The 21,456-nt window shown below is 50.9% G+C and carries 15 protein-coding genes; 12 read left to right on the top strand and 3 right to left on the bottom strand.

Annotated elements, in window-relative coordinates:
* Positions 1–13: 13 nt before the first annotated feature.
* The 4 genes from OIK42_RS02070 (at position 14) to OIK42_RS02055 (ending at position 4,551) form a co-directional block, all read left to right on the top strand.
* A complete protein-coding gene (locus OIK42_RS02070) occupies positions 14–460 on the top strand; it encodes an Hsp20 family protein (protein WP_273637959.1) in 447 nt (148 codons plus the stop codon).
* Between the two features lie 177 nt (positions 461–637).
* Positions 638–2,095, top strand: coding sequence for an NAD-dependent succinate-semialdehyde dehydrogenase (locus tag OIK42_RS02065; protein ID WP_273637957.1), 1,458 nt, complete (start codon positions 638–640; stop codon positions 2,093–2,095).
* A 336-nt stretch (positions 2,096–2,431) separates the two neighbouring features.
* Positions 2,432–3,508, top strand: a complete 1,077-nt coding sequence (locus OIK42_RS02060) for a CDP-glycerol glycerophosphotransferase family protein (protein ID WP_273637955.1) — start codon at positions 2,432–2,434, stop codon at positions 3,506–3,508.
* A 23-nt stretch (positions 3,509–3,531) separates the two neighbouring features.
* On the top strand, positions 3,532–4,551 hold the full coding sequence (locus tag OIK42_RS02055) for a CDP-glycerol glycerophosphotransferase family protein (RefSeq protein WP_273637953.1): 1,020 nt from the start codon (positions 3,532–3,534) through the stop codon (positions 4,549–4,551).
* Between the two features lie 240 nt (positions 4,552–4,791).
* Here OIK42_RS02055 and OIK42_RS02050 read toward each other — a convergent pair whose 3' ends face one another.
* A complete protein-coding gene (locus OIK42_RS02050; RefSeq protein ID WP_273637951.1) occupies positions 4,792–5,658 on the bottom strand; it encodes a LysR family transcriptional regulator in 867 nt (288 codons plus the stop codon).
* A 115-nt stretch (positions 5,659–5,773) separates the two neighbouring features.
* On the opposite strand from OIK42_RS02050, the gene OIK42_RS02045 reads away from it, so the two are divergent.
* The 8 genes from OIK42_RS02045 (at position 5,774) to OIK42_RS02010 (ending at position 17,394) form a co-directional block, all read left to right on the top strand.
* The gene (locus tag OIK42_RS02045) at positions 5,774–6,901 is read left to right on the top strand and encodes an S-(hydroxymethyl)glutathione dehydrogenase/class III alcohol dehydrogenase (RefSeq protein ID WP_273637949.1); all 1,128 of its coding nucleotides are present in this window, start codon (positions 5,774–5,776) and stop codon (positions 6,899–6,901) included.
* Positions 6,902–6,965: 64 nt separating this feature from the next.
* The gene (gene fghA / locus OIK42_RS02040) at positions 6,966–7,799 is read left to right on the top strand and encodes an S-formylglutathione hydrolase (RefSeq protein WP_273637947.1); all 834 of its coding nucleotides are present in this window, start codon (positions 6,966–6,968) and stop codon (positions 7,797–7,799) included.
* A 318-nt stretch (positions 7,800–8,117) separates the two neighbouring features.
* Positions 8,118–11,336: a glycoside hydrolase family 88 protein gene (locus tag OIK42_RS02035; RefSeq protein WP_273637945.1), complete on the top strand. Its 3,219-nt coding sequence runs from the start codon at positions 8,118–8,120 to the stop codon at positions 11,334–11,336.
* Between the two features lie 205 nt (positions 11,337–11,541).
* Positions 11,542–12,111, top strand: a complete 570-nt coding sequence (locus OIK42_RS02030; RefSeq protein ID WP_273637944.1) for an exopolysaccharide biosynthesis protein — start codon at positions 11,542–11,544, stop codon at positions 12,109–12,111.
* 192 nt (positions 12,112–12,303) lie between these two features.
* The gene (locus OIK42_RS02025) at positions 12,304–14,331 is read left to right on the top strand and encodes a TonB-dependent receptor (protein ID WP_273637943.1); all 2,028 of its coding nucleotides are present in this window, start codon (positions 12,304–12,306) and stop codon (positions 14,329–14,331) included.
* A 185-nt stretch (positions 14,332–14,516) separates the two neighbouring features.
* On the top strand, positions 14,517–15,077 hold the full coding sequence (locus OIK42_RS02020) for a nucleotidyltransferase family protein (RefSeq protein WP_273637942.1): 561 nt from the start codon (positions 14,517–14,519) through the stop codon (positions 15,075–15,077).
* Positions 15,078–15,258: 181 nt separating this feature from the next.
* The gene (locus tag OIK42_RS02015) at positions 15,259–15,714 is read left to right on the top strand and encodes a hypothetical protein (protein ID WP_273637941.1); all 456 of its coding nucleotides are present in this window, start codon (positions 15,259–15,261) and stop codon (positions 15,712–15,714) included.
* 264 nt (positions 15,715–15,978) lie between these two features.
* Positions 15,979–17,394 carry a glycoside hydrolase family 2 protein gene (locus OIK42_RS02010; RefSeq protein ID WP_273637940.1) on the top strand — a complete coding sequence of 472 codons (1,416 nt, stop codon included), beginning with the start codon at positions 15,979–15,981 and terminating at the stop codon, positions 17,392–17,394.
* Positions 17,395–17,501: 107 nt separating this feature from the next.
* On the opposite strand, the gene OIK42_RS02005 is transcribed toward OIK42_RS02010, so the two are convergent.
* Complete coding sequence (locus tag OIK42_RS02005; RefSeq protein WP_273637938.1) at positions 17,502–17,933, bottom strand: YqaA family protein; 432 nt, start codon at positions 17,931–17,933, stop codon at positions 17,502–17,504.
* Positions 17,934–18,109: 176 nt separating this feature from the next.
* The gene (locus OIK42_RS02000; RefSeq protein WP_273637936.1) at positions 18,110–21,367 is read right to left on the bottom strand and encodes a S41 family peptidase; all 3,258 of its coding nucleotides are present in this window, start codon (positions 21,365–21,367) and stop codon (positions 18,110–18,112) included.
* Positions 21,368–21,456 lie beyond the last annotated feature (89 nt).

The following is a 21,456-nucleotide window of genomic DNA, read 5'->3' as shown; positions in this document are numbered from 1 at the left end:
AAAGGATATGACTATGCGTACTATCGATTTATCTCCATTATACCGTTCATTCATTGGTTCAGACCATTTAGCGTCACTGGTGGATGCAGCCAGCAGAGCTGAAAAGCAAAGCACTTACCCGCCGTACAACATTGAATTACTGGCGGAAGACAAGTACCGAATTACGATGGCGATTGCCGGGTTCAGTAAAGACGACATCAACATTGTGGTCGAAGATAACACCCTGGCGATTACCGGCACAAAAAATACCGACACTAAAGCCGATCAGGAACGTAAATTCCTGCATAAAGGCATATCTGAACGCAATTTTGAACGTAAGTTTCAATTAGGCGACCACGTTAAGGTGCTGGCTGCCGATTTGGAAAATGGCTTGCTGCACGTAGATTTAGAGCGAGTGATCCCAGAAGCCAAGAAACCACGTAAAATAGAAATCGGCGGTCGCCTTTTCGATAACGAATAGACTTCTGTTTGATGTGTTCCTTGTTAGAGTAACTCTCGTTTACGGCGCCTGTTGGCGCCGTTTTTTTATTTATCCACCGCCGATTCAATAAATCTGATCAAACCAAGACCGGCCCTTTGCAGTACAAGTTATAAAGCATGACGTTTGGACCGTCTCAAATGAGTAAGGACAGTAATCATGACACTACAACACTACGATATTTTTAAGCAAGATTGCCTGATTAACGGAGAGTGGGTAGGCACTGCTGACCGCCTCGATGTTACTAACCCCGCCACCGGCGATGTTATCGCCTCGGTACCAAAACTCGACGCCAAAGCCGTACACCAGGCCATAGACTACGCAGAAGAAGCCTTTAAAAGCTGGCGAAAAGTAACGCCGTCGAAGCGCGGCGACATTGTCAGAAAATGGTATGACCTCATTATTGAACATACCGATGAACTCGCCACCATCATGACCACTGAGCAAGGTAAACCCCTGGCAGAAGCAAAAGGTGAAATCGCCTACGCAGCCAGTTACATAAAGTGGTTTGCCGAAGAGGCGATGCGCATTAATGGTGAAATTTTACCGGCCGGTACAGAAAACACTCATATTCGCGTGTCGCGCGATCCCATTGGCGTGTGCGCGGCCATTACGCCGTGGAATTTTCCGGCAGCGATGATCGCCCGAAAAGCAGCCCCAGCCCTGGCCGCCGGCTGTAGCATGATTGTAAAACCTGCCAGTCAAACGCCGCTAACCGCCCTGGCACTGGGCGAACTGGCCATACAGGCCGGAATACCCAAGGGCGTACTGCAAATTGTGACCGGTAAAGCCAGCGATATCGGCGATGCTTTATGCGAGAACGCAAAGGTGCGCAAACTAACCTTTACCGGCTCCACCGAAATTGGCTCGCAGTTAATGGCTAAATGTGCACCCGATGTTAAAAAACTCTCGCTGGAGCTTGGCGGTAATGCGCCTTTTATTGTGTTTGATGACGCGGATGTCGATTTGGCCGTTGAAGGCCTCATGGCAGGTAAATTTCGTAACGCCGGGCAAACCTGCATTTCACCTAACCGGGTGTATGTACAAAGCAGTGTGCTGGAGGAATTCCAGACCAAACTGGCCGACAAAGTGGCGGCGCTTAAAGTGGGTAATGGCCTGCACGATGGCGTCAACATTGGCCCTCTGATCGACAAGGCCGGTGCCGACAAGGTCGCCGAGCACGTTGAGGATGCCCTGAGCCACGGCGCGTTATTACTCACCGGTGGCAAGCGGCTTGAGCAGGGTGACAACTGGTATGCGCCAACAGTACTCACCCGGGTTCCGGCCGACGCAAAGTGCACCAGCGAAGAGACCTTTGGTCCGGTGGTGCCGCTCATTCCATTCGACACTGAAGAGCAGGTTATTGAGTATGCTAACGATACGCCTTTTGGCCTTGCTGCATACTTCTTTAGCGACAATCTGCACCGGGCTCAACGCGTGGTCGACGCTATCGAGTCGGGCATGGTGGGTATTAACACAGGCGCAATATCCGCCGCCAATGCCCCCTTTGGTGGTGTTAAGGCAAGCGGTATCGGCCGTGAAGGCGCTCACATTGGCATTGAGGAATATCTCGAAATGAAATACCAATGTTATGGCATAAAAGCCGCCAGCGAGTAGCGGCTGGCCTTCGTTAAGACTGCAATCAGCGCGCTGCCAAGGTCGTTTAAAGCCTTTGGCAGCGCGTTTTCACCGTCCCTGAAACACCCGTTCATATCGTCAACCCAGGTTTATTCTCACCATCATCATCACAGCGCGGAGTTTGCTAACGCAGTGTATTATTAGGGTGGTGCCAGCTGGCGGCAAAAATAAACAGGCCTAGAAATCGCCTATTTTTGTCTATATGATTACATTTCGGTGATATTTAACGTATATGTACATACTTTCGTCGAATTTATAGTGGTGTTCAACACACATTGTGATGGTTGGTTTTGCCTATAATTGAGTGAGGTTTCGTTGGTTCGCGTTTATTTCGACACACAACATTTATACTACCTTCCCCAATATTTACCCGTCGCCAAAAAACTGATTAAAGCGGGCGTAAACTGCATTTTTAATTTATATCCGGAATGTGGGTTTGATAGGTTAAAAAAGCGCGAGTTAGAAAACGCTAATATTCCGTTTAATTACATCGACTCGCCCAAAAATGCCCATCTCTTTTATCAGCAGAATCAGTCTGACTGGGTTATTTTTGGTAACAGGCCTCAGTTCGACCACCTCGAAAAATCGCGCATTAAAGCAAAACTGGCCTTGGTACAACACGGCATTGGGCCAAAATCATGTTACTACGATGTGTCTGAGTTTCCCTTTGATGTCAGGTTTGTCGAAGGCCAACAGCGATTGCAACGCTTACAATCGCGTTTTTCCGATGCCACCTTTGTGGATACCGGCTATGCCAAGCTTGACCCCTTGTTTGACAACTCGCCCGCACCAATGACCCTGAGCGATCTCGGTCTGGATGAAAACAAGCCAACCATACTTTATGCGCCGACGTTTTACCCGTCGAGTATTGAGCATTTTAACGCCCAGCTACCCAACCAGCTGCGCGGCTACAACATTATTGTAAAACCACATTACTTTAGTTTTGTTAAAGACAAATATGCAGCGCAGAGAGCATTGTTCGAACAGTGGAATAAATCTGATCATGTTCATGTTACCGATGTAGAAGATTATAATCTGTTGCCCTACATGCAATTGTCTGATGTGATGCTGTCTGATGCCTCGTCAGCGATTTTTGAATATGCCGCGCTCAATAAACCAGTCGTCTGGTGCGACTTTTATCAAACGCGCTGGAGTTACCGGGGGCTGCTAAAATTCAGATTAAAAAACCGTCTCGATCCCGATATTGAGCTGTTTCATCAGTTGTGTTTGCGCGCCAAATCTCCTAAAGAAGTGCCGGCCGCGATTCGTTCAGTATTAAAAGATCCGTCCAAATTAGAACAACAGCGGTTACAAATCACCCAGGACATGGTGGGTGCCACTGACGGCAAATGTGGCGACAGAATATGCAAATATATTATTGCCAACAGCTAACCCTTTAACCGAAGACTCCCTACGTGCGCTATTTATTTTATATTTCACAAAATTATTCCTTTGAGATCCTTCGCCCGATACAACAGGAAGCCTGGCAACGTGGCGACGAATGCGCCTGGTTTGTAGAAGGTAAAGGGGTTAATACTGCGCTGTTTAACGCCGATGAGCGCTGCCTGCCAACTATCTCTGATGTTGTACAATATAAGCCCGATGCGGTGTTTGTGCCTGGCAACATCGTCCCCAGCTTTGTGCCGGGCCTCAAGGTACAAGTGTTTCATGGCTTTGAATGGAAGAAAAAGGGCCACTTTCGAATTCGCGACTGCTTTGATCTGTATTGTACCCAGGGCCCGTTTTTCACTAACAAGTTTAATGAGTTGCAGCAACAGCACCGGCATTTTCACGTGCGGGAGACGGGTTGGCCCAAGCTGGATCGATTATTTTCAACCACCGCGGAAAACAGCCAGTCCTGCTCAACCATTTTATATGCGCCCACGTTCTCGCCCAGTTTCAGTAGTGCAGAGGCCTTAGCCGATACGATTTTAGCGCTTAGTCAGCAGCATGATTGGCAGTGGATAGTAAAATTCCACCCCAAAATGGATCTGGCCATCCAGGCTCGCTATTACGATCGCCAGCACACTAAGCTCATTGTGACCGACGAACAAAGTATCATTCCTTTGCTGCAACAGGCCGACGTTATGGTGTCAGACACCTCGTCAGTCATTACCGAATTCCTGCTGCTCAACAAACCTGTTATCACTTTCCGCAATTCGCAGCCCGAGCCGCCGTTGCTTGATATCACTGCGCCAGACCAACTCGGTGATGCAATCACCAGGGCGTTGTCGGTTGACGGTGAATTGCTTGATAGCATTGAGGAGTATGGCCAGCAAATGCACCCCTACCGGGACGGTCAATCGGCTAAGCGCATTCTCGATGCTGTTAAAACCGAAATTGCCCATCTGCCCCACAGCGATTTACGCGCCAAACCCAAAAATTTTATTCGCCAGTTAAAAATGCGCAAACGCCTGGGCTACTGGCAGTTTTAATTCGCTGCCACTGCGTGGCCAACCTATCCCTGAGGCAGGGCGATTTTTAAGAAACCGCCAGCGGCACGCCTTTAGCGAGGCGAGGCAGCCGCCTTAACCAACAGGCAAAAAAAAGCAGGCCAGTGGATGAGGGCCTGCTTAAAGGGGTTTTCTAATAGAGTTAAGAGACACTATTAAAAACTACGTACGCTGTTAAGGTACGCCATAAACACCACAAATGCAAATAGTAATTGTTATCATTTACATGGCGCTGACTAACCTGTCAATCACCATGCGCACTTTGGGCGACAAATGCCGGGTCGGCGGGTACAACGCCCAAATCCCTTCATCAGCAATTTGCTGCTGCGGCAGCAACTCGATTAACTCGCCGGATGCCAGGTATGGCGCAATGTAATAATCTGGCAACTGAACAATCCCCAGGTGCTTGAGCGCGGCATCAATCAGTGCCACGCCACTGTTGCAACGCAGTCGGGCCCGCACCTTAACAATTTCACTTTTGCCATGGCGGCGAAACTTCCAGTTATCGGATGTTCCCAGTATGCATTGGTGCTGCGGTAACTCAGACAGCGAATGGGGTGTGCCGTGTTTGTCCAGATAGGTCGGCGAAGCCGCCAGATGCCAGGCGCGGCTCGACAAGCGCCGGGCAATGTACGACGAATCCTCCAGCTCGCCTAAGCGAATCGCTAAATCGTAGCCATCGTGAATAAGATCCACCACCTGATTGGTCAGGTGCAGCTGAATTTGCAGTTCAGGGTATGCCGCCGAAATATCGTTAATGATTGGCGCGATAATACGTTCGCCATAGGTCACCGGCGCGGTCATTTTGAGCTTGCCGGTGGGCTTGGCCTGCAGATCTGTCACCACTTTTTCGGCAGCGCTTAGCTCTTCGAGAATAGGCTTACAGTGGCGATAAAAGGTGTCGCCGCTGTCGGTGAGTGCCACCACCCGGGTAGTGCGGTTGAGCAGTTTGGTACTTAAGCGGTTTTCCAATCTGGCGATTTGCCGCGAAACCTGAGCGGTAGATAACGCCAGGCGTTTAGCGGCCTGAGTAAAGCTTTGTGTTTCGGCTACCGCAACAAACTCATTAATGCCTTCCCAATTTGCCATACCGCCCCATTATTACTCTACAGTAAAAGTGATTTACATATATTGCCTATTGTTACTGAATATATCAGGTCTACAATAGAAAAGTCATTAGCAAGATAACCAGAGGAAAAACACCATGGCAGACGTCATCACTTGTAAAGCCGCCGTTGCGTGGGAAGCGGGTAAACCCTTAAGCGTTGAAGAAGTGCAGGTTGCACCACCAAAAGCCGGTGAAGTGCGGATCAGAATTGTGGCCACAGGCGTTTGCCACACCGACGCCTTCACCCTGTCGGGCGAAGATCCGGAAGGGGTGTTCCCGTCGATACTCGGTCATGAAGGCGGCGGCATCGTGGAGTCGGTCGGCGAAGGTGTCACCTCCCTTAAGGTGGGCGATCATGTTATCCCACTGTATACCGCCGAGTGCGGTGAGTGTAAATTTTGTACATCCGGTAAAACCAACCTGTGTAGTGCTGTGCGCGAAACGCAGGGCAAGGGCCTGATGCCAGATGGCACCACGCGCTTTACCTGTAACGGCAAAGAAATTTTCCATTACATGGGCTGTTCAACCTTTTCCGAATACACCGTATTGCCCGAAATTTCGCTGGCAAAAGTTAATCCCGATGCGCCGCTAGAGGAAGTGTGCCTGCTGGGTTGTGGCGTCACCACCGGTATGGGTGCGGTCATGAACACCGCCAAAGTACAGGAAGGCGACACCGTTGCCATATTTGGCCTGGGCGGTATTGGTTTGTCGGCCATTATTGGCGCGACCATGGCCAAGGCCGGACGTATTATCGGTATCGATCTTAACGAGTCTAAATTTGAACTGGCTAAAAAACTCGGTGCCACCGACTGCATTAACCCTAACGATTACGACAAGCCGATTCAGGAAGTCATTGTAGAACTCACCGACGGTGGTGTGGATTACTCATTTGAATGTATCGGTAACGTCAATGTAATGCGCTCGGCATTAGAATGCTGTCACAAAGGCTGGGGCGAATCTGTGATTATCGGGGTTGCCGGTGCCGGTCAGGAAATTTCCACCCGTCCTTTCCAGTTAGTCACTGGTCGGGTATGGCGCGGTACCGCTTTTGGCGGTGTAAAAGGTCGTTCTGAATTACCCGGTATTGTTGAAGACTATCTGGCCGGTAAGTTTGCGCTCAACGATTTTATTACCCACACCATGGGCCTCGGCGATATTAACGAGGCGTTTGATTTAATGCACGAGGGTAAGAGCATCCGTAGCGTTATTCATTACAACCTTTAATCTCTCTAACCGCCAGACTTATCCTGCCGATAATGCTGGCGGCTCACTTTTTTAAGGAGTGACCATGACGATAGAAAATATCAGTTGTAATAAAAGCTTCGGTGGCTGGCACAAGCAGTATACCCACCGCTCAGAAGTGAACCGCTGCACAATGCGGTTTGCTATTTACTTACCGCCGCAATGCAGCAACGGTAGTAAGGTACCGGTGGTTTACTGGTTATCAGGCCTGACCTGTACCGACGAAAACTTTATGCAAAAAGCCGGGGCGCTGCGCGTGGCTGCCGAACTGGGGATTGCCATTGTTGCACCCGACACCTCTCCACGCGGTGATGACGTGGCCGATGACGATAACTACGACTTAGGCAAAGGCGCTGGGTTTTATGTAAACGCCACTCAAGCCCCGTGGGCAACCCATTACCAAATGTACGACTACGTGGTAAAAGAGTTACCCGCCATCATTGAGGAACACTTTCCGGTGTCTACGCAACGGGCCATCAGCGGCCACTCAATGGGCGGACACGGCGCCCTGAGCATTGCCCTGAAAAACCCGGCGATGTTTACCTCGGCGAGCGCGTTTAGCCCCATTACCAATCCGGTGAACTGCCCCTGGGGCGAAAAAGCCTTTACCGCCTATTTGGGCGACGATAAAACAGCCTGGCAACAATACGACACTGTGTGTTTGCTAACAGAAAGTACCACCAACGTGCCTATGATGGTTGATCAGGGCCTCGACGATAACTTTCTGGCGGAGCAGCTTAAACCCGAGGCACTGCTGCAGGCCGCCACGCAAAAAGATTATCCACTGACCCTGCGTCAGCACGACGGTTACGATCACAGTTACTATTTTATTGCTTCGTTTATCGACGACCACCTGCGTTTTCACGCCGCGCACTTTTAGCGTATAACGATTTAACCGTAAAAATAACGAGGCTGCCAACCGGCAGCCTCACTTATATTGCCCCACTATTATTTGGCCTTCGCTGCATGCTCTGCCCTTACGCCAACCTGCAAAGTAAACTATTTTCAATGCGTTAAGCGTGATTTACGCCCGGTTTTCGGCTCAACATTTCATATATGGGCTTTACACCTAAGTATTATATTACTACTTTAGACGGTTACATTATTAAAACAAATGCGCAACACAATCGATATTGTGTATGTCCTGTCCTGGTTGACTTACCCGACCAGAGTGGTTGTGGTCGCTAATGGAGTTTCGATGTTTAAACCTACTCACCTTATTACGTTGCTCGGTATGTTAGTTTTGCAGGGATGTTCTGTGCAACAGAGCGACGAGGATATGCGCTATGAAGCGCGTCAGGTACCTGAACGCAAGGATGACTTTGCCTTTGAAAACGACAAGGTTGCTTTTCGCATGTATGGGCCTGCCCTGGCCGATTCTGCCGAATCTAACGGCACCGATTGCTGGCTAAAACGCGTTGCCACCCCCGTAGTTAACAAATGGTATGCCGAACACGAGGCAGGAAAGTCATATCACGTTGACCATGGCGAAGGCTACGACCCTTACCACGTAGGATCGTCTCTTGGCTGCGGCGGCCTTGCCCTGTGGCAACCCGGGAGTGACGATAAACTGCTTCAGGCCAATGTCTATCAGGATTTTACGGTGCTCGAGAAAACCCCGCAGCAGGTGGTGTTTGAGCTTCAGTACTATTGGCCAGAGCAGGATATTCGTGAAACCAAACGGGTTACCCTGACCCGGGGTAGTCAGTTATACAAAGCAGAAAGTCAGTTTACCCAGGCCGGCCAGCCGGTTCAGTTAGATATTGCCGTTGGCGTTACCACTCACGATGGCAAGGCATTGGCCGATGTTAACGAGCGCCGAACTATCGTGAGCACCTGGGAACAAATCGACGACAGCCACGTCGGCACAGGGGTGGTGCTACCGCCCAACTCAGACGCAACATTTTATGAGCAGGTGTCGCCCACCAAAGACCGCTCCAATGCGGTGTTAGTAACGTCAACCGACAACGCCGGGAAACTCACCTACTACGCCGGCTTTGCCTGGCAAAAAGCCGGCGACATCACCACTTACTTTAACTGGAAGCAATACCTGCACAACTACTTACCCGGCCAGGATGCACCAATGACCATGCAGTCGGTGAAACGCTTCACTCAGCAAGTCGCCGACTGGCAAATTGAACATCATGAGCAGCAGGGCGAGTACCGGGCGATTCCACGTAACCCACCGGATTGGGCCAACCGCGAGCGCTATCATGATTTGGAATGGCACCACGGTGCTCTGTATGCAGGCATGGACAGATGGCGCACTATTGCCGGTGACGCCAGGTACACCGAGTGGCTGCGCAAGATTGGTGAGCGCAATAAGTGGCGCCTGCATCAGCGCCCCTATCACGCGGATGATCACACCGTCGGTCAGTTTTACTTAAACTTTTACAAGGAGTTTGAAGAACCGGCCATGATGAGCCCCACCAAGGAGCGCTTTGACTGGATTTTAGACAACCCTAAAACAGGTACCCTTGAGTGGCTGGCCGAAGATACCCATGCTCACGATCGCTGGGGCTGGTGTGATGCCCTGTTTATGGCACCGCCCGTGTGGGCACGTCTGGCGCAAATTACCGGCGAAGATAAGTATCTTGAGTTTATGGATCAGGAATATCGCGCCACCTTTGATTTGCTCTGGAGTGACCAGGATAAGCTCTTCTGGCGCGACTCCAGTTACTTTGATCAGCGTGAACAAAACGGCGAGGACATTTTTTGGGCGCGCGGCAATGGCTGGGTATTTGGTGGCCTGGCGCTGATGATCCCTGATTTACCCCAGGACTGGCAAGGTCGTCAATTCTATGTGGATTTATTTACCACCATGGCCAGTCGTATCAAAGACATTCAGCGCGACGATGGCACCTGGTCGATGGGCTTACTGGGTGGCGTAGAAGGCTACCCGGAAGTAGAAACCAGCGGTACGGCGTTTTTTACCTTTGGTTTGGCGTGGGGCATTAATTACGGCCTGCTCGACAGCGACGAATACCGCCCGGTGATCATGAAGGCCTGGCGCGCCCTGCAGTTAGCGGTAAACCACCATGGCATGCTCGGCAATGTGCAACCGGTTGGGGCTGCTCCCGGTGATTCTTTCCCCGACTACACCGAAGTGTATGGCGTGGGCGCCCTGCTGGCAGCCGGAACCGAACTGTATAAGCTGCTGGAAAACGAACGCAATGCTCAAATCGCCGCAGCCGACGTATTGACCTTGATGGAAAACAGCGGTTGGTGCTGGTTTCAGGATCCACGAGCGATGATCCACAACGACACCCTGTTTATCGGTGGTGTAGAAGGTAACGGTGGCGGTAATGCCGTCGCCGGAATCTATGATTTAAACAGCCAACAGGTTGCCGGTCGGGTTGTGTTACACGAAGACTTTGACCATGACGATCATAATTCGCCGGTCTTTTATGCCCGCCCTGATGGCAGTGTGCTCACTGTTTATGCCCGCCACAGTACCGAGAATGTGCACTATTACCGTATCTCTGATGACAAAAACTATCTGCAGTGGGGCGATGAACAGGTTATTGAACAACCCGAATCGGTCACCTATATGAACCTGTTTAATCTGGCAGACGAGGGTAAATTGTACAATCTGTACCGCGGCATTCAGTGGAATCCGTCGTATGTGACCTCTGATGATCACGGCAGCAGCTGGAATACCACCAAACACTTTATTCAGGATGAATTAAACGGCACACAGCGCCCTTATGCACGCTATGCCAGCAATGACCAGGACACCATCGCCATATCATTTACCGATGCCCATCCGCGGGATTTTGGTAACAGCCTGTACTATGCCGAGTTCCGCCATGGTAACTTTTACAAGGTCGATGGAACCTATATTAAAAATCTCGAAAAAGACGGTGCACTGATGCCATCAGAGGCCGAAAAGATTTTCACGGGCGGCGGTGGCAACTTCAGAGGTCATGAACTGAGCGCCGAAAACAGCGCCTGGACCAGCGATATCGTATTGGACAGCAACGGCTACCCGCACATTGCCTACACCCTGTACCTGAGCAATAACGATCAACGTTATCGCATTGCTTCCTGGGATGGTAAACAATGGCACGACCGTGAAGTGGCTTTCGCCGGCACCCGATTGTACGAACGGGAAGCCAGCTATACCGGTCTTATCAGCCTGAACCCGGAAGATCCCAGCCACGCGGTGATTGCCACTAACGCGAACCCTGAAAGCGGCGAAAACAGTACTGACGGCTACCACGTCTACCACGCGTCTATCGGTTTAAAAGACAATGTAAGCACCATAAGCTGGCAACGCCTTAGCGACGACTCAGCGGGCGATAATATCCGCCCTATCTTTGCCACCAGCGATAAGCAGGACGCGATTTTGTGGTTAAAAGGGGAGTATAATACTTATACCGACTACAACATGGATGCGGTCGGCGTTATTTACTAAGCCCGCTTTTTTGCCGGCATGTGCGCCATCAGCACGTGCCGGCAGTATTGCCCTTCTGCATCTAATCTCCAACGCCTGGCATGATATACCAACCCCGTTTCACCACACTGGTAACGCCACAAAAGTTAACTGGTATTCACAGCCCGTTAATGTAACCCTGTTTGTGAGGGGAATGCTTTCTTATTTGCACCGGGGCAAAGGGTATATGAGCAAAACCAAAATGAGTGAGTTAATGGATGACTTGCTGGCGAAAACCGACGGCGATGTGTCTGTTGGCGAGGTAGTAAGTAAATTTGAGAGCCGGGGATTCGCGCCACTGTTACTGATACCGGCGCTTATTGCCCTGCTGCCGACCGGTGCAATACCAGGGGTACCCACTATCTGTGGTATCACCTTATTTATGATCTGCCTGCAAATGGCACTGGGGGCTGGCGAGCCCTGGCTACCGAAGGTACTCAAAGAACGCTCGCTCAATCACGACAAGCTGAAAAGGGCCATTAATAAGTTCAAGCCCTATATTGTTAACGCCGAAAAGATACTGACCCCACGCCTGACAGGACTCACCGATAGTCCCGCCTCCAGAGTCATAGCGCTGTATTGCGCGCTGGTATCACTGAGCATGATCCCGCTTGAGGTTATCCCGTTTGCCGCGGCAGTGCCGGCGTTTGCTATCACTATTACCGCTGTGGGTCTGCTCAACAAAGATGGTGTTGTGTTGCTCATCGGCCTGTTACTGCAAGCGGCAACCGGTTTGCTGCTGGTACAGGTATTATAAAGCGCCAATGCGACTGGTTTATGTGCTTACTTTTTGGGCGCCTTCACTACAGCGCAACGCTTAAATACGCATCAGCCCCGGCGTTACTCAATCCGGTGGTCGTAATTTATAAATAAACCACCCCATTAGTGCATCCAAGCTAGCAGGCTGCGCGTTAGTATTAGTAGTCATTGTTTTAACTACTAAGTAAATATGAAATATTCCATTCTATGTTTATCGCTGTTGTCTTCATTTTCCGTTTTTGCCGACGGGCCGCATATAGAGCGGGTCGTCGTTTTTGGTAAACAAAGTGATTTGGTTGGTGATTCTATTTCGGCTTCTGAAGGGGTTATTGGCGCCGGTGATATCGAACGTCGGCCACTGCTGCGCGCCGGCGAAGTGCTTGAATTTGTGCCCGGCATGGTGGTAACGCAGCACAGCGGCTCAGGCAAAGCCAACCAGTATTTCCTGCGTGGCTTTAATCTTGATCATGGTACTGATTTTAGTATTAATATCGATGGTATGCCGGTGAACATGCGTACCCACGGCCATGGTCAGGGCTATTCCGATCTCAACTTTATTACGCCAGAATTTATTCAGCAAATCGATTATCAAAAAGGCCCTTACCGGGCTACCCAGGGCGACTTCTCGGTGGCAGGCTCGGCAAATTTTGCCCTGGTCTCGGCATTTAATCAGCCGTTTGCCAAGGTTGAATTAGGCGAAAACGGCTTTCTGCGCTCGGTCGCTGCCACCAACCTGACACTGGGGCAGGACAACCTGGCCGTGGGGGCTGAATGGCAAACCTACGATGGTCCCTGGACCGACATCGACGAAGACATCAATAAGAAAAATGTATTTGTACGCTACCGGCAGGACAACACCGACAGTCGTTTACACATCACGTTTATGGGCTACGACAATAGCTGGAATGCCGCCGATCAAATTCCGCGCCGGGCGGTACAAAGTGGCCTCATTGACGAACTGGGCTCCATCGATACCACGCTGGGCGGCGAATCGGATCGCTACAGCTTATCGCTCAACTGGCAGTCGAATGACTGGCTGGTTAACGCCTATGCGGTGCAGAGCAACCTTAATCTGTTTTCTAACTTCACCTACTTTTTAGATAACCCTGACAGCGGCGACCAGTTTGAGCAGGTCGACGACCGGCAAATTTATGGTGGTACCGTTATGCGCTTTTTTTCCGGCCCTATGGGCAGTGCGCATGTGCATGTAAAAACCGGTATCGACTTTCGTATTGATAACATTGACGAAGTCGGCTTATATCGCACCAGCGCCAGAGTCCGCCAGGGCGCGGTACGCGTCGACAATGCCAGCGAGTACTCGGTTTCGGCTTTTTACGAAGCCGACGTGACGCTCACCAACAGGCTCAGTGCCCATGCCGGTATCCGTCATGACTACCTCAGCGTTGACGTAAATAGCGATATTGCCGCCAACAGTGGTGAGGACAGCGACACTATCACCAGCTTAAAAGGCGGTATCAGCTATATTATCGATGATGCCTGGCAGGCCTACTTTAACCTTGGCCAGTCATTTCACTCTAATGATGCCCGGGGCGCGGTAATAAGTATTGACCCGGTGTCCGGCGATGCTGCCGAGCCTGTGGATATGCTTGTTAGAGGCGAAGGCGCCGAACTGGGCCTGCGAGTAGCGAAATACCGCCAGTACAATGCCTCATGGGCGCTGTGGTATCTGGAAAACGACTCCGAGCTGCTGTTTGTTGGCGATGCTGGCAACACCGAAGCCAGCCGCGCCTCACGTCGTTGGGGAGTGGAGTTTTCGGCCTATTACTGGTTTACCGCCAACCTCACCACCGATCTCGAAATTGCCTGGACCGAGTCTACTTTTACCGAAGATGAAGCCGGAGAAGGTAATTACATCGATGGTTCGCTGCCGGTCGTTGCCAGCCTTGGGCTTAACTGGCAAATGAATGATAACTGGCGTACCGATGTGCGCGTTCGGTATTTTGGCAAGCGCACCTTAGACAGCTTTAAGCAGCGCGAGTCAGACACATTTACGGTGGTTAATACCAACCTGGTGTATGAGACAGGCAACTGGCAGGCGTCAGTGTCGGTGCTGAATGTATTTGACAGTAACGACCACGATATTGATTACCTGTATGCCAGCCGCTTACCGGGCGAACCCGAAGACGGTGTTGAAGACGTGCACTATCACCCGATTGAACCACGCATGCTGCGCGGCGGTATCAGCTACAAGTTCTGAATCGACCCGCAGTCACGCTGATTTATGGCGATATATGGCGAAATGGCAGAGATCCTGGGATCCCTGCCATTTTATGGCCAGCCGCGCCCTCACTCGTCCATTAATCGCCCACCAATCTGACAGGACAGTACGCAAACGAACACCGATTATTAAACGCAATAATTAACACGCTGAGAAAACAGATATTGGCAACCACAGACTATCCATCAGTAATTGCGTCCTGGCTGCGCGCCGACACACAGCGCTGGCAGGCGCTCGAGGTGGCCGCCTCGCTGCAACTGCCAGACTGGTGCTTAGCTGCTGGCTTTGTGCGCAATCTGGTGTGGGATCACCTGCATAATAAGCCACAACCCACGCCACTTAACGATATTGACGTGGTGTATTTTAATACTGAAGACGTCAATGCAGCCTCCGATCAAACCTACCAACAACAGCTATACGGCAAGTCACCGTTCCCCTGGTCGGTAAAAAACCAGGCCAGAATGCATACGCGCAATCAGGATAAGCCTTACTTATCCACCGCCGATGCCATGCGGCACTGGGTAGAAATCGAAACTGCCGTTGGCGTGCGCCTGAACAACAGTCGTGAACTTGAATTTATCGCGCCTTTTGGACTGGCCCCCCTGTTTGCCCTGAGCGTCACACTCAATCAGCATTGTCCTAAACCGGCTGTCTTCAGGCAGCGGATAAACAACAAGCACTGGTTAGCCACCTGGCCGAAGTTGCAGGTAAACAACACGATTTAACCCGCAGCGCGCAGCGTTTATTAGGTTGCTACGGGCTTGCCTGAGCTCATGATTCATTCCGTGAGCAGCTTCGGGTAGACGACAGCTTGCCTCCTGCCTTACTATGTAAATATTCCGTTAACAATCTGAACGAATGAACACCGTTTTCTCAACAACGTAAAATTCAATAATAGGGATATTTATGAAACCAGATTTGTTGGAAAGGCCCGGTAACCGCTTGTTATGGCTGATGGCGCTGCTGAGCTGGTCATTATTGGTCAATGGTAGCGAACACATCAACCCGGATTTATATCTTCGCGATAGCCAGTCGCTGAATGGTGACTGGGCGTATATCGTCGACCCCTATGAAAATGGTTATTACAACTACCGCTGGCAACCCTGGGATGAAGCGGATTCACCGTCTAAAAGTGCATACTTTATGGACGCTACGGTGGACAATAAACAAGAGTTACTGGAATACAATTTTGATAAGGAAGAAACACTATCCGTGCCGGGCGACTGGAACACCCAGGACAGCCGTTTGTATTATTATGAGGGCACGCTCTGGTACCGCAATAAGTTTACCTTTAGCGGATTATCCAAACACGAACGCGCCTTTGTGCACTTTGGCGCGGTAAATTATCGTGCCGACGTCTAGGGCCTATTAACCTTTGCTATGCATTTTTGCAGCAGTCTGTGTGCCGTTTAGACAAGGCGGCTGTTTGCAGGTCTAGTGGGCCTAAATCAAAAACAGGCAACGCAGTATAAATGGCACACAGGCGCTGCCCGAAGGGGTCGTCATGAAAACATTTTACTCTTTGTCACAGTCCTTTGACTTAGAACTACTAGGCCTGCAGGACTGTTTCGCGATTAAAATGTTTTCATTTAGACCAAAATTTGCACAGCAAAAGTCAATAGGCCCTTGTTAAACGGCAAAAAACTGGGCACGCATATTGGTGGCTTTACGCCGTTCAGCTATGAAGTCACAGATACAATAAAACCAGGTAATAACTCGCTGGTCGTGAGAGTGGATAATAAGCGTGTGAAAGAAGGCGTACCGACCATTAATACTGACTGGTGGAACTATGGCGGCATCACCCGCCCGGTCAGGCTGGTCACTACGCCGGGTTCGTTTATCCGACAACATAAAATAGCGCTACGCTCCGAAACCAGCCGGGAAATTTCAGGCGAAGTGGTTATCGACGGGCCAGTTATTGATGGACCACCAGGGGCGAACACTCTGACCGTGTCGATCCCGGAACTCGATATTGCTACCTCGGTGCCTGTCGCAAAGGACGGTACGGCTCAGTTTACTCTCCAGCCAGCCACACTAGAGCTTTGGCATCCCGACTCACCCAAACTGTATAAGGTGGAACTGACTTACCATAACGATAAAGTGGTTGATGAAATGGGCTTCAGAACCATACGCACAGCCGGTAAAGAGCTGTTGCTTAACGGTAAGCCAATCAGACTCAATGGGATTGCCCTGCACGAAGAGCTTGCCCTTGATGGCGGTGGCCGGGTTAAAAATGAAGAGGAAGCCCGGCAACAGCTTATTTGGGCAAAGGATCTTAACGCTAATTTCATTCGTCTGGCGCACTATCCGCACAGTGAGGCCATGGTGCGACTCGCCGAGAAAATGGGCTTTTTGCTGTGGTCTGAGATCCCGGTTTACTGGACGATCGACTGGACCAATGAAGCCACTTACCAGAATGCCCGCAACCAGTTAACCGAAATGATCGAGCGCGACTTCAATCGTGCCGGTGTCATTATATGGTCGCTGGCCAATGAAACGCCGGTGAAGCCGGAGCGTACGCGCTTTCTTAAGCGCCTGGCCGACAGTGCCCGCAGCCTCGATAACACGCGGGTACTGAGCGCGGCAATGGAAAGACATTGGGGCAATGCCGCAAGAACCTTATCGGTCGTGGAGGATCCGCTGGCAGATATCGTCGATTTGGTTAGCTTTAACCAATATCTTGGCTGGTACAGTGGCCCACTGGAAAAAATTGATCAGGTAAGCTGGCACATTCCTTATGACAAACCGGTCTTTATCAGTGAGTTCGGTGCCGGCGCCAAATACGGTCTGCATGGCAGTGTTAACGAGCGATGGACCGAAGAATATCAGGCCAGTCTTTATCAAAAGACCATTGAAATGACCAGGAGTATTGATGGTTTCATCGGCTTTTCGCCCTGGATCCTGAGCGATTTTCGGTCGCCCCGGCGCCCCTTGCCAGGCATACAGGACGACTTTAATCGAAAAGGCTTAATCTCTGAAAAAGGTGAAAAAAAGCAAGCCTTTTACCTGCTCCGGGATTTTTATGGCAAGGCTGAACAGTAGGGGCTCACGTCCGGTAACCGGCGTAGCAGGTCATATAGGTTAATGACGCCCCTTTGGGGGCGCTGCCTGCGTTTAAAAGTGATGGCTACTGGCTAGCTACTGGCTGGCTACCAAAGCCCAACGACCATGTAGGTGAGCACCACATAGCGCAGGCATTTACCCGTAGTGACCAGCAATAAAAACCACCACAGACGTACTTTTAATACACCCGCCAGTACGGTTAATGGATCGCCAATGAGCGGCACCCAAGCCAGACACAAAGCCCAGGTACCATAGCGCTTAAAACGTTGCTCAGCGCGGCTGAACTCAACATCGGAAATGCGCAGCCATTTTTTTATCACTACCTCATTCGCGAAGTACCCCAGGGCGTAATTAGTCAGCGACCCCATTACATTTCCGGCGGTGGCGATCAGCACCATTAATAACGGCGGCTGACCATCGAGCAACAGCGCGGTCAGAACAACTTCGGAGCTAAGGGGTAAAATGGTAGCGGCCAAAAACGCCGTGATGAAAAGGCCCAGCCATTGTGGGTATAACACTGCCAATCAACCAGCAAACAATAACATGTGCGCAGATTAGCATATTCTAAGAAAGTGGTAGCACCTGTTGATGGGGCCGGGGCACAAATTGCAGCGCTAAGCCGGCGCAATAGTCAGCCATACCGAACGCAAAAAAAATCCCACCTGAGGGTGGGATTTGCTATCAACACGTTAGTCTAGTTACTCACTGGCACTCTCACCGGTGCGTCAGGCTGAGGCTTAATAGGCGATTTATACCCCTTGAGCTCATCCAGTGCCACCTCGATGGCTTTGTCGAGCTGCGGATCCTGACCCTGGCTGGTTTTAATGGTCCATTGCTCTACGTTTATGTCTGGTGCCACACCGTAGTTTTCCACCTGCCATTTACCGTCTACATCATAAAATCCGGAGCGCGGCGCGGTCATGCTGCCACCATCAATAAACGCCGGCACGCCCCATATGCCCACCAGGCCACCCCAGGTACGTTTTCCCACCAGCTTACCCAAACCATAGTAGTTAAACATGTACGGCAGCATATCACCGCCGGAGCCTGAGACTTCGTTGATCAGCATCACCTTGCTGCCCCACACACCTGCTGCCGGGCTGGTCATGGGCTGCTGTGGCGAAAACGGGTTATTAAAGAAGCCATTGAGCTCACGGCGCAATACGTTGATGATGTAGTCGGCAATAAAACCGCCATGGTTAAAGCGCTCATCAATGATCACGCCCGGCTTGTCAGCCTGCGGATAAAAGTAACGATTAAAAGAATGGTAACCCTCTTCGGCGGTGTTCGGTACCCATACGTAAGCCACCTTGCCGCCAGACTTTTCTTCCACGTACCGGCGGTTTTTCTCTACCCAATGGTGCTTTCGCAGGGCATTTTCGTTGCCAATGGGTTTCACCAGATAATCCTCTGCGGCACCGGCATTGTCCGGATTGCCAATGGTTACCGTGGTGACCTTGCCTAATGTTCCCTCTAACTGGGCAAACAGGTTTTGCTCAGGGTTAACGGGCTTACCATTGACCGCTAACAAATACGCATCGCTACCGATCTGTGCCGCATACTTGCCCAATGGCGACATGCTATTGGCGTCAGCAAAAAACGACTCGCCGGTATAGATGTGGGTTAACTTCACGCCTTTTTCGTCGGTCACATAGTCCACCCCCAGTAAGCCGACGTGCGACTTACCGGTGTCAGGCTTATCGCCGCTGCTGGTGTAGGAGTGGCCAATGGCGACTTCACCGCCAAGGGTATCAAGCAAATAGGTTAGATCCAACGGGTGACTTACCGAGGCAACCATAGGTTGATATACCTTATACACGGCATCCCAGTCAGCGCCGTGAAAATTATCGACATACAGGTAATCGCGCTGATAACGCCATGCTTCGCGGAAAATTTGCTGCCATTCCTCAGCGTAGTTAACCCGTTTGGATAAGGCCAGTTGCAGGGTTTTGTCATCTTTACCTGAGCCCTGCTCGGCATTTATGAGGCGATACGTCTTGCCACTTTGCAGCAAAATCGAGTTTTTGTCGGCGCTGAGTCTAAAGTCACTGACCTTATCTGCCAGTTTGGTGATCTCACGCTCTTCGGCATCAAACTTCATAAGGCTGGTCTGACTCTCACCGCTGTCACTGGTGTACTGGCTAAGAAAGAACAGGTTACCGTTTTTACCGCCGGTTAAATGGCTAAACTGCCCGTCGTTGCTGGCGACCGGCATAATACGCTCACGAAACCCTTCGGTTACCACAACCGTTTGTGGCGCATTTTCGTTAGCTGAATCGTCTTTTTCTGTGTCGTCCTCAGGCTTGTCCTGCGGCGGCGCCTCTTCGTCTGAACGCAGTTCAAAGAGCGGATCCTCGGCCGGGTTTAAGGTTGCGTAATACAGCTGGGCAGTCGGATTAAAGGCAATGGTAGACATATCCAGCCAGGCCGATTTCGGCCCGTAGTTAACGCTGCCAAGGAAATACAGCTTGCTGCTGTCGTCGCTCCAGGCGGGCCATCTGACTTCCGCCAGCCCGTCAGTTAACTGATAAGACTTGCGTTCGGCCACGCTGTATAAATGTAATACCCGAAACATGGTGGCATTTTGTGTGGTGTAGGCAATAAAACGGCTATCCGGTGACCAGCTTGCCATCATATGCCACTCAGGATGTACCCGCTTGTTGGCGTCGATGATTTTGGTACTGCCGTTATCGCGGTTGGCCACCCACAACTGCTGCGCAGAATCGGTAAACATCAGTCGTTTGCCGTCCGGCGACCAGACGAGTTCGTCGTAGAAGCCCTTACCGGCAAGCGCTATGGTTTGCTCAGTGTTGCCATACTGATCGGCGATGATCAGTTGATACTCTCCTGACGCATCAGAAAACCAGGCAATATGCTGGCCACCGGCAGACCAGGCTGGCGCGTGCTCGCGGGCACCCGAGGTATCAGTAAGGGCGCGCGCCGAACCGTGCTCAACAGGCACAGTAAATACATCACCACGGGCGGCAAACACCGCTCGCTTGCCCTGCGGCGATACGTTAAACGAAGTAATGTGCTCATGCGCCTCGACATATTCTTCACGGGCCCAGTAAAAATCACCGGTAATCTCTATCGCTAGCTTTTGAGCCGGCTTTTCACCTTCTTTTAAATACAGATCGCCAAGGTATTCATACACCACGTTATTGCCATCAACGGCAAAACCCATCACATCATACTGATCGTGATCAGTCACTGCGCTGACTGACTGGGTTGTGTGTGAGTATTTAAACACATTGGTAACTTTGGAACGGTTAGATAAAAAGTAGATATCGCCGTTGTCAGACCATTCAGGATCGACATCAAAGTCGTTGTCAAAAGGTAAGTCATATTCCTTAAGAGTGGTTAAATTGATCACGCGCAGCGCCTGGTTTTGGCCACCACGATAGTTGCGCCAGCCGCGGTCCCAAAACCCGGCCCGGCGAAACACAACATTCTCGCCGGTTGAGTCGAAGTCACCATCAAACGCGCGCTGCATCGGTAACTGGGTGGGATTGCCCCCGTCTACCGATACGGTAAATAACTGCTGCCAGTTACGCGGTGCCGAAAAGCGCGCCGAACTGAACAATACCTGCTTGCTGTCGGGCGACCAGCCAATGGCGGCGTCACCACCAGGATGGTAAGTAAGGCGGCGGGGCTCTCCGCCATCAATCCCCACCACAAACACATCTTTATTGCCCTCATACTCACCGGTGAACGCAATCATTTTGCCATCGGGTGAAATTACCGGCTGCGACTCGCTGCCTTGAAAGCTGGTCAGGCGAAGGGCTTCGCCGCCGTCAGTGGTGGTTTTCCAAATGTCATTGGCATAGGTAAACACCAGCGTATCGTTGTGCAGCGCAGGCTGGCGCAGAAGCTGGGTGGCCGTGGCGGTTAATGGCAGTGTCATAACTGCCAGGCCCAGTGCAACACTAAGCCGAAATCCCTTTAGGTTCATAAGTATTACCTTTTTTATGTTATATAAATATCTGTTCGTTAGTCGTTTTCAGCTTAGCGTAAAGTAGAGGTAATGTAAGTAAAACACGA

Source organism: Alteromonas gilva, from assembly GCF_028595265.1.
Classification (GTDB): Bacteria; Pseudomonadota; Gammaproteobacteria; order Enterobacterales; family Alteromonadaceae; genus Alteromonas; species Alteromonas gilva.
This window is presented reverse-complemented; position numbering and strand designations above follow the sequence as displayed.